The organism is Acidiplasma cupricumulans (assembly GCF_001402935.1).
GTDB classification, from domain to species: domain Archaea; phylum Thermoplasmatota; class Thermoplasmata; order Thermoplasmatales; family Thermoplasmataceae; genus Acidiplasma; species Acidiplasma aeolicum.
Genome location: NZ_LKBH01000032.1, coordinates 1 through 6,666, shown reverse-complemented (window position 1 = coordinate 6,666; position 6,666 = coordinate 1). Strand labels below are relative to the sequence as shown.

7 protein-coding genes and 1 tRNA gene are annotated in these 6,666 nt (G+C 34.2%); 2 read left to right on the top strand and 6 right to left on the bottom strand.

From position 1 onward, the window contains the following. The first annotated feature begins 52 nt into the window (after positions 1-52). A complete protein-coding gene (locus tag AOG55_RS01295; protein ID WP_055040787.1) occupies positions 53-1,120 on the top strand; it encodes an SLAC1 family transporter in 1,068 nt (355 codons plus the stop codon). Positions 1,121-1,319: 199 nt separating this feature from the next. Here AOG55_RS01295 and AOG55_RS01290 read toward each other — a convergent pair. The 6 genes from AOG55_RS01290 to fabG all read right to left on the bottom strand — a co-directional run bounded on the left by AOG55_RS01290 (position 1,320) and on the right by fabG (position 5,922). Continuing rightward, positions 1,320-1,400 (bottom strand) — tRNA-Ser (locus AOG55_RS01290). A gap of 27 nt (positions 1,401-1,427) precedes the next feature. Then, positions 1,428-2,012, bottom strand: a complete 585-nt coding sequence (locus tag AOG55_RS01285) for a 50S ribosomal protein L15e (RefSeq protein ID WP_048101090.1) — start codon at positions 2,010-2,012, stop codon at positions 1,428-1,430. A gap of 181 nt (positions 2,013-2,193) precedes the next feature. Further along, positions 2,194-2,520, bottom strand: coding sequence for a Zn-ribbon domain-containing OB-fold protein (locus AOG55_RS01280; protein ID WP_054964467.1), 327 nt, complete (start codon positions 2,518-2,520; stop codon positions 2,194-2,196). A 2-nt stretch (positions 2,521-2,522) separates the two neighbouring features. Then, entirely contained in the window at positions 2,523-3,671 is a 1,149-nt protein-coding gene (locus tag AOG55_RS01275; RefSeq protein WP_055032628.1) for a thiolase family protein, read from the bottom strand. Continuing rightward, positions 3,668-5,209: a class I adenylate-forming enzyme family protein gene (locus tag AOG55_RS01270; RefSeq protein ID WP_055040786.1), complete on the bottom strand. Its 1,542-nt coding sequence runs from the start codon at positions 5,207-5,209 to the stop codon at positions 3,668-3,670. Before AOG55_RS01270 ends, AOG55_RS01275 begins: the two co-directional genes overlap by 4 nt. Continuing rightward, the gene (gene fabG / locus AOG55_RS01265) at positions 5,206-5,922 is read right to left on the bottom strand and encodes a 3-oxoacyl-ACP reductase FabG (RefSeq protein WP_055032627.1); all 717 of its coding nucleotides are present in this window, start codon (positions 5,920-5,922) and stop codon (positions 5,206-5,208) included. Before fabG ends, AOG55_RS01270 begins: the two co-directional genes overlap by 4 nt. A gap of 229 nt (positions 5,923-6,151) precedes the next feature. Between fabG and AOG55_RS01260 the strand changes: the two genes are divergently transcribed. Continuing rightward, positions 6,152-6,568: a hypothetical protein gene (locus AOG55_RS01260; protein ID WP_055032626.1), complete on the top strand. Its 417-nt coding sequence runs from the start codon at positions 6,152-6,154 to the stop codon at positions 6,566-6,568. Positions 6,569-6,666: the final 98 nt, after the last annotated feature.

Below are 6,666 nucleotides of genomic sequence, written 5' to 3'. Positions count from 1 at the left end.
TTTAATTGACCATTCAGTCAATTATATATAGAAGATTGTACTAATCCATTATATGACATTTAAAAAAACATTATATATCACCGGATCAGAATGGTTTGCAATAGCCCTTGGTACCCTGGCCGTATCAGTGCTTTTAAACAGAATGGCTGATTTTTTCCATTCCAATGCCCTTTATAACACTGGCATATTTTTTCTCTTTTTGGGCATGGTTCTTTTTTTGATTTTATTTGCATTATGGACTGCAAGGACATTTGTATTTCCAAATGTTATTCTGGAGGACTGGAATAATCTTAACAGAATTAGCTTTTCAACCGTTGTTCCATTATCCATGATGATAATGAATGTATCATACATTTCATATTATCCGTCAAAAATTATATCCTTAAGGTATTTATCATATTATAATTATATTTTTGATTTCATTGCTATTTTGCTTCTAAGTTTTTATCTTGGATATAAAATGTATACAAAGAATATAGAAAAGGGGGAATTAACATATGCAGAATTAATACCACCTGTTGCCTTATCTTCCACAGTTTTCTTGGGAAAAAGGATCATTCCACTTGGTGGAATAAATGCAGATCTGGTTTATTTTATGATCCTGATGGGATTTGGAATAGCACTTTTTCTATTTCTTTTTATAGGAATTATGGCGTTTACCTCCCACATAAGGGATATAAAGTCAAGTGAATCCTCACCAGTGCTTGTTTTGCCTGTGGGAGTTTCCAGCATTCTGGTAATAAATATAATTACACTTTCACAGCTTCCAGGTATTTTCAACATTCCATTAACTGTAGCATTATTCGCCTCAGTATCATTATGGTCATTTGAACTCTGGAATTTTATTGTGGCCATGCTTGTTAGCATAAAGAAGGTTTTTCATGCAAAGCCTGGTATATCAATATGGGCATACACATTTCCGTTGGCAGTTTTTTCTATATCCTCACTTAAACTGAGTTTCATTTTTAAGTCTAATAATTATATTTATCCGTATAACATAACTTTTTACACTGGAATAATAGCAATGGTAATACTTATTATTGCATGGACTTACGCTGTTGTCATTACATTAATATTTATTAAACGTTTTAATATACAAAGTCAAAAATCCTCATCTTAAACATTTAAAATAAATTATATTATATTTTTCTAATTTAAAACTATAGCATAAAAAATAATCAAACTGATTTTATAAAACAGAATTACAATAATAAGCACTTATAATAATAAAAGGCTTTTAAATTTTATAATTACCATGCATCTAACATTTTTTATCAAGGCAATTTAATGGTATAATTAATAAAAATAAAAAATAATAGCGCCATGGGAGAGATTCGAACTCCCGATCCACAAGGGAACCAGCTCTCAAGGCTGGCGCCGTACCACTGGGCCACCATGGCATAACAAATTAAAGGAGATTTTTGTTATTATCTCCTTAACCTTCCATTAGCTCTTATGGAGGGTCTGCTTTTTGAGCTGTTAAGCCTTCCGTGTCCGAGGCCACGGTTTTTATATCCTGCTGATGTTAATCCGCGGTAAACCCTGCCCTTATTCTGTGGTTCTGATATCCATGATATATGCCTATCGTTATATATATTGGGGTTTGTCCTGTCCACAAGTATTACCTCATAGTACTTATAAAGGCCGTCCTCTCCAACATAATATGAGTTTAATACCTCCATGTTGGGGTATTTATCTGCAGCCCTCTCCTCGGCTATAAGCTGGATGCTTTTTTTAAGTGTCATTTTTGTATATGCAAGCCTTCTTGGCCTTCTGCCTCCCATAATTTTGGGTTTATTCTGTCCGCCCCTTCTAACCCTTGATCTGACTATTATATATCCTTCCTTTGCCTTGTATCCTGCAGATCTTGCACGGTCTATCCTTGTTGGGTATTCGAGCCTTTCAACTGAATTTCCCTTTCTCCATGATATCATTCTTTGCTTGTGCATTAAGTATATATCTGATTTTTTAAGCGATTTCCATTCATCTCTAATTAAGCTGTAAGAATTCATCTTGTTCACTTCAAACTAAATAGCTTATTAAAAAATGCTATATATATCTTATTATGCATGTTTTACTGTCATAATAAAGAATGAAAGCATTTAGATGCATAATAATTACTACGGAAAAAGAATAAGTATTGGGAGCTTTAGAGCATCAAAAGGTGTTAATATATTTCATAGAAATCATAATCTAACAGCTCCCATAGGGTCTTCCATCTATAAATTTAATTTTAATTTTTTTCCCAACGTCTGGTTCTCCAGCTGAATCAATGTTCATATAAAGCCTAAAACCTTCTGGAAATGAAACTATTGCCCATATACTGTTGTTAAAAACAGTATAGGAATATATCTCACCAGTGCCGGAAGATTTTTTAATCTCTATTTTGTCTGATCCGCACTGCGGACACCTATTTCTCGGATAATAAAAAGAATAATCACAGTTTTTGCATTTAATGTATGGTAGCATGGAGTTCGCAAAATAGTCCTTATAAATACTGTATATTTCCATTTCATTCATTTTTAATCACCCAGAATCATTGAAACGGAATGGTTCCTTGACCATCCACCAATTCCATTAATAAAAACACTGTTTATGTCCCTAACCTGATTTTTAGCCATTCCATTTAACTGTAAAAGACTTTCATATAATAAAACACTACCACTCATATATGCAGGCTGGCCCCTGTTAATACTGCCTCCACCTGTATTAAGCGGCATATCACCTGAGCTTGATATATCTGTTTTTTCTATAAATTTGCCAAATTCACCTTTTTTTATTATTCCTGTATCCTCAAGCTGGAGTATAACAGTAATGCTAAAGGAATCATAGAGCTCATAGGCATCGCAGTGTTTAATCTCATCCCTAAAATTACGTGAACTTTCTGATGCAGGCGTTATCATAATTTCTTCCAGCTCTGGTGGTAATTTTGACCAGTGAGCCTCACCATATTTTTTTATTTTAACAGGTCTTAATTTTCCCGGGGATTTGGAAACAATGAATGCATGAAATCCATCAACAGGATATACTATTTCCAAAAGGTGCAGTGGTGATGAGATAACTGGTGATGAAAGAACGTCATCAACGGAAATATCACCGGTAAACATGGAATATCCCGAATCGTTACCATTTTTTCTCTGCTTTACCATAAGTCTGGCACGGTCCTCATCAGCAGTTCCATAAATTTTTTTATGCCTCTGTGCAACAAGTGCATAATCTGACAGCGGATTTTTATACGAGTAGCCTGATAATAACTGTTTATATGGTGTGTTTGTAACACCGTCATACAGATTTTCATATGAATCCACAGTTTCTCTGGTCTGTCTTACCAGTGAACCCTTGCCACCAAATAGAAGAAGAATATTATCAAGTCCCTCGTATTTTATAAGTTTTTCAGCACGGTACAATCCAGCCAGAACCGATGGTCCGCCATAATCCAGCGAGTCAATATATTTTGGATTTATTCCAAGGTAGCCGCATAACTGGTCCGGAAAGAAATGCAGAAAAATATTACCATCAAAAATACCAGGCAGAAAGGTTGTTATAAATCCCTGTATATCACTGCGCTGAATTCCTGCCATGTTGAGTGCCTTCTCAAGTGCCTCATTCATGAGGTCATAAGCTGTACCATCATATTTTTTATATACTGCCTCTGCAAATCCCTTAATCATTGTGCATCACCCAGTATCTTATGTATATCTGACCTTTTAATTTTTCCAGAGGCATTTACTGGCATGCGGTTAATGAAAACTATATTTTTTGGTATTTTAAATTTGGCAAGTTTTTCCCTGCATATATTATTTATTTCATTTTTAATTTCATCATATGGGTTTATATTATCCTTTAATTTAACATAGGCAACAGGTACCTCACCCTTATATTCATCCTTTTCCGGAACAACAACGACATCCTCCACAAACTGGCTTGATCTGATGGCATTTTCAATCTCAACCGGCCATACCTTATATCCTGATATATCAATTAAATCCTTCTTTCTGTCTATTATATAAACCCAGTTATTTGAATCAATGTGGCATATATCACCTGTTTTCATTCCATTTCTTGAAAATGTTAATTTTGTATCCTCAGCATTATGGTAATATCCGGAAACCACCTGTGGTCCCCTTGCTATTAATTCACCACCCCTGCTCCTTTTTATTGTTGTGTAATAAACAGGCCTGCCAGAGCTTACTATATCCTTATATATTTTTAATTCCCCATTATATGGGTAATCCCATAATGTCAGTGGTGAGGTGCTCTCTGTTAACCCGTATGCCATATAAATATACTTTCCCGTCATCTTCTTCCATTCTATCTCAGTTTTTACAGGCATGGGCATGCCACCTGCGGACCAAACCCTCATTGATGAAAGTTTATTTTTTATATCGTCAATGCCTGACCATGAATTAAGCATTGACCTGTAGGCGGTGGCTACAAACATTGTTATGGTGGTTTTATTTTTTATTATGTCGTTAAGCGTCTGTTCAGGCGTGAATCTATAATTTAGGACTATTTTTGAATGGCTTATGACAGATAATGATATGCCAAAAATAAGTCCGGTTATGTGGAAGAATGGGGCTATTCCAAGATTTACATCCTTTTTACCAACATCAAACCAGTTTTTATATATGAACGATGCTGAGTATATATTTTTATGCCTTATTTCTGCAGCCTTCTGCTTGCCAGATGTGCCGGATGTAAATACCAGCATGGCGGTATCCTCGGGGTCCGGCCTGTATATATCAAAATAAGGTTTTTTTCTTAAATTTAACTCCTCAATTCCCTGAGATTTTATAAATTTATTTTTCAGGCCTTCAGGGATCTTCCCAAATGTCTCAGGATCAGTATAAATTATTTTTCCGTCTACAATACCATTTAATGCACCAAAAGAATCCCTGAATTCTGAACTAATTATTACAACAGCCGGGTTTAAAAATTTAACTTTCCTTGAAAGTTCTTCATAGGAATCAAGTGGGCTTAGTGGCGTGAATATCATGCCATTCTTCCAGCATGCATGCTGTACCATAATAAACTGTGGTATATTTTCTGATATCATGGCTATTATGCTTCCATCATCACCATAAGATGCCAGCTGCGCTGCAATGCCATTTACATATTTATAAAAATCACCATATGTAATTGATGAGTCAAAATATTTAATAAATATGTCATTGTCATAATATTTTATGAAATCCAGCATTGTTTTCATAGTACAAGACCTCCCCCAACCTCAATCATTGTTCCACTAATATAACTGCTCCTATCATCCATCAAAAAGGCAACCGCATTTGCGACATCCTCTGGAAGGCCGATTCTTCCCAGCGATATTTTTTCAATAAATTTATCCCTAATTTTATCCGGAAGCTTGTCTGTCATTGGTGTCTTTATGAATCCCGGTATAACTGCATTGACAGTGATATTGTACCTGCCGAGCTCCCTGGCAAGGGTCTTTGTAAAGCCTATAATCCCGGCCTTGGCAGCAGCATAGTTTGCCTGTCCTATATTTCCCTGCCAGCTTGCCGATGATATATTTACAATTCTCCCCTCCTTATTTGAAATCATTGTTTCAATGAACAGCTTGGTAATATTGTAAACGCTGTATAGATCAGTTTTTATAACACTGTCCCACTGATCATATGTCATGTTTTTAAATAATACGTCCCTATTAATACCTGCATTATTAACTATTCCATAAATGTTTTTTTCAATGTTGCTTAATGCTGACTCACATGATTTATAATCTGAGACATCACACTGTATCCCTGTTACATTGCCATAGATTTTATTTAAATTTTCAGCTGTCTCAATAACATTGGCATCATAATCAACCATTATGACAGAAAATTTATCCATGGCCAGCCTCTCTGCAATTGCAAAACCTATGCCCCTGTTGGACCCTGTTACAATAATTCTTTTTTGCACCTACACACCTCTTTTATAATCTATTATTGGGTATATTATTTTTATATGTTGATACATAATTAAATCATTATGCACTATATTAATATTAATGCAGGTATTTACATGTCAATACATGGTATAAATAAAAATTTATTATTTAAAAAATTCATGGAAGGTGAATCCACGCCTAAAACAATTTTTGTTTTAATAAAATAAGAATAGATTTATATTTTAGAAGCCATATTGTATCATGTCTCCTAATTTAAAAAATTTTGAAAAGGCCGTAAAAGATAGCTATGGGAATCTTGAGTTAGATTTACCAAGGGGGAGCATCAAAATTTTGGATCCATCAATAATCACAATACTGGTTAAAAATTCGTCAATTCAGAGAACTGTTGAATACAGTTCCAATGATAAGATTTACATCGCAACATTTTCAAGCTATTCAATGGTTAATTCAAATGGAATGATAGGGTATTATACCGATCCACCAAAAAATGAGAATATTAAGGAAATAACATTTATTGTTGTTGGCTTTCATTCTGAATGGGATACAGAGGTTAAATTTTCAAAGGAATATATGGCTGTTATGCCTGACCGTGAATTAAAGCACCTAATAAATTTCCAGAGGGCCATTTTGAAAACCGGGATTATAAATAAACAATAAAACAATAAAATTGCATAAAAACATTTATGATTCTAATATAATATGATATTTTTAACGAATTTTTATTCATATAATATTAATAGTTATCTAAAATCTTT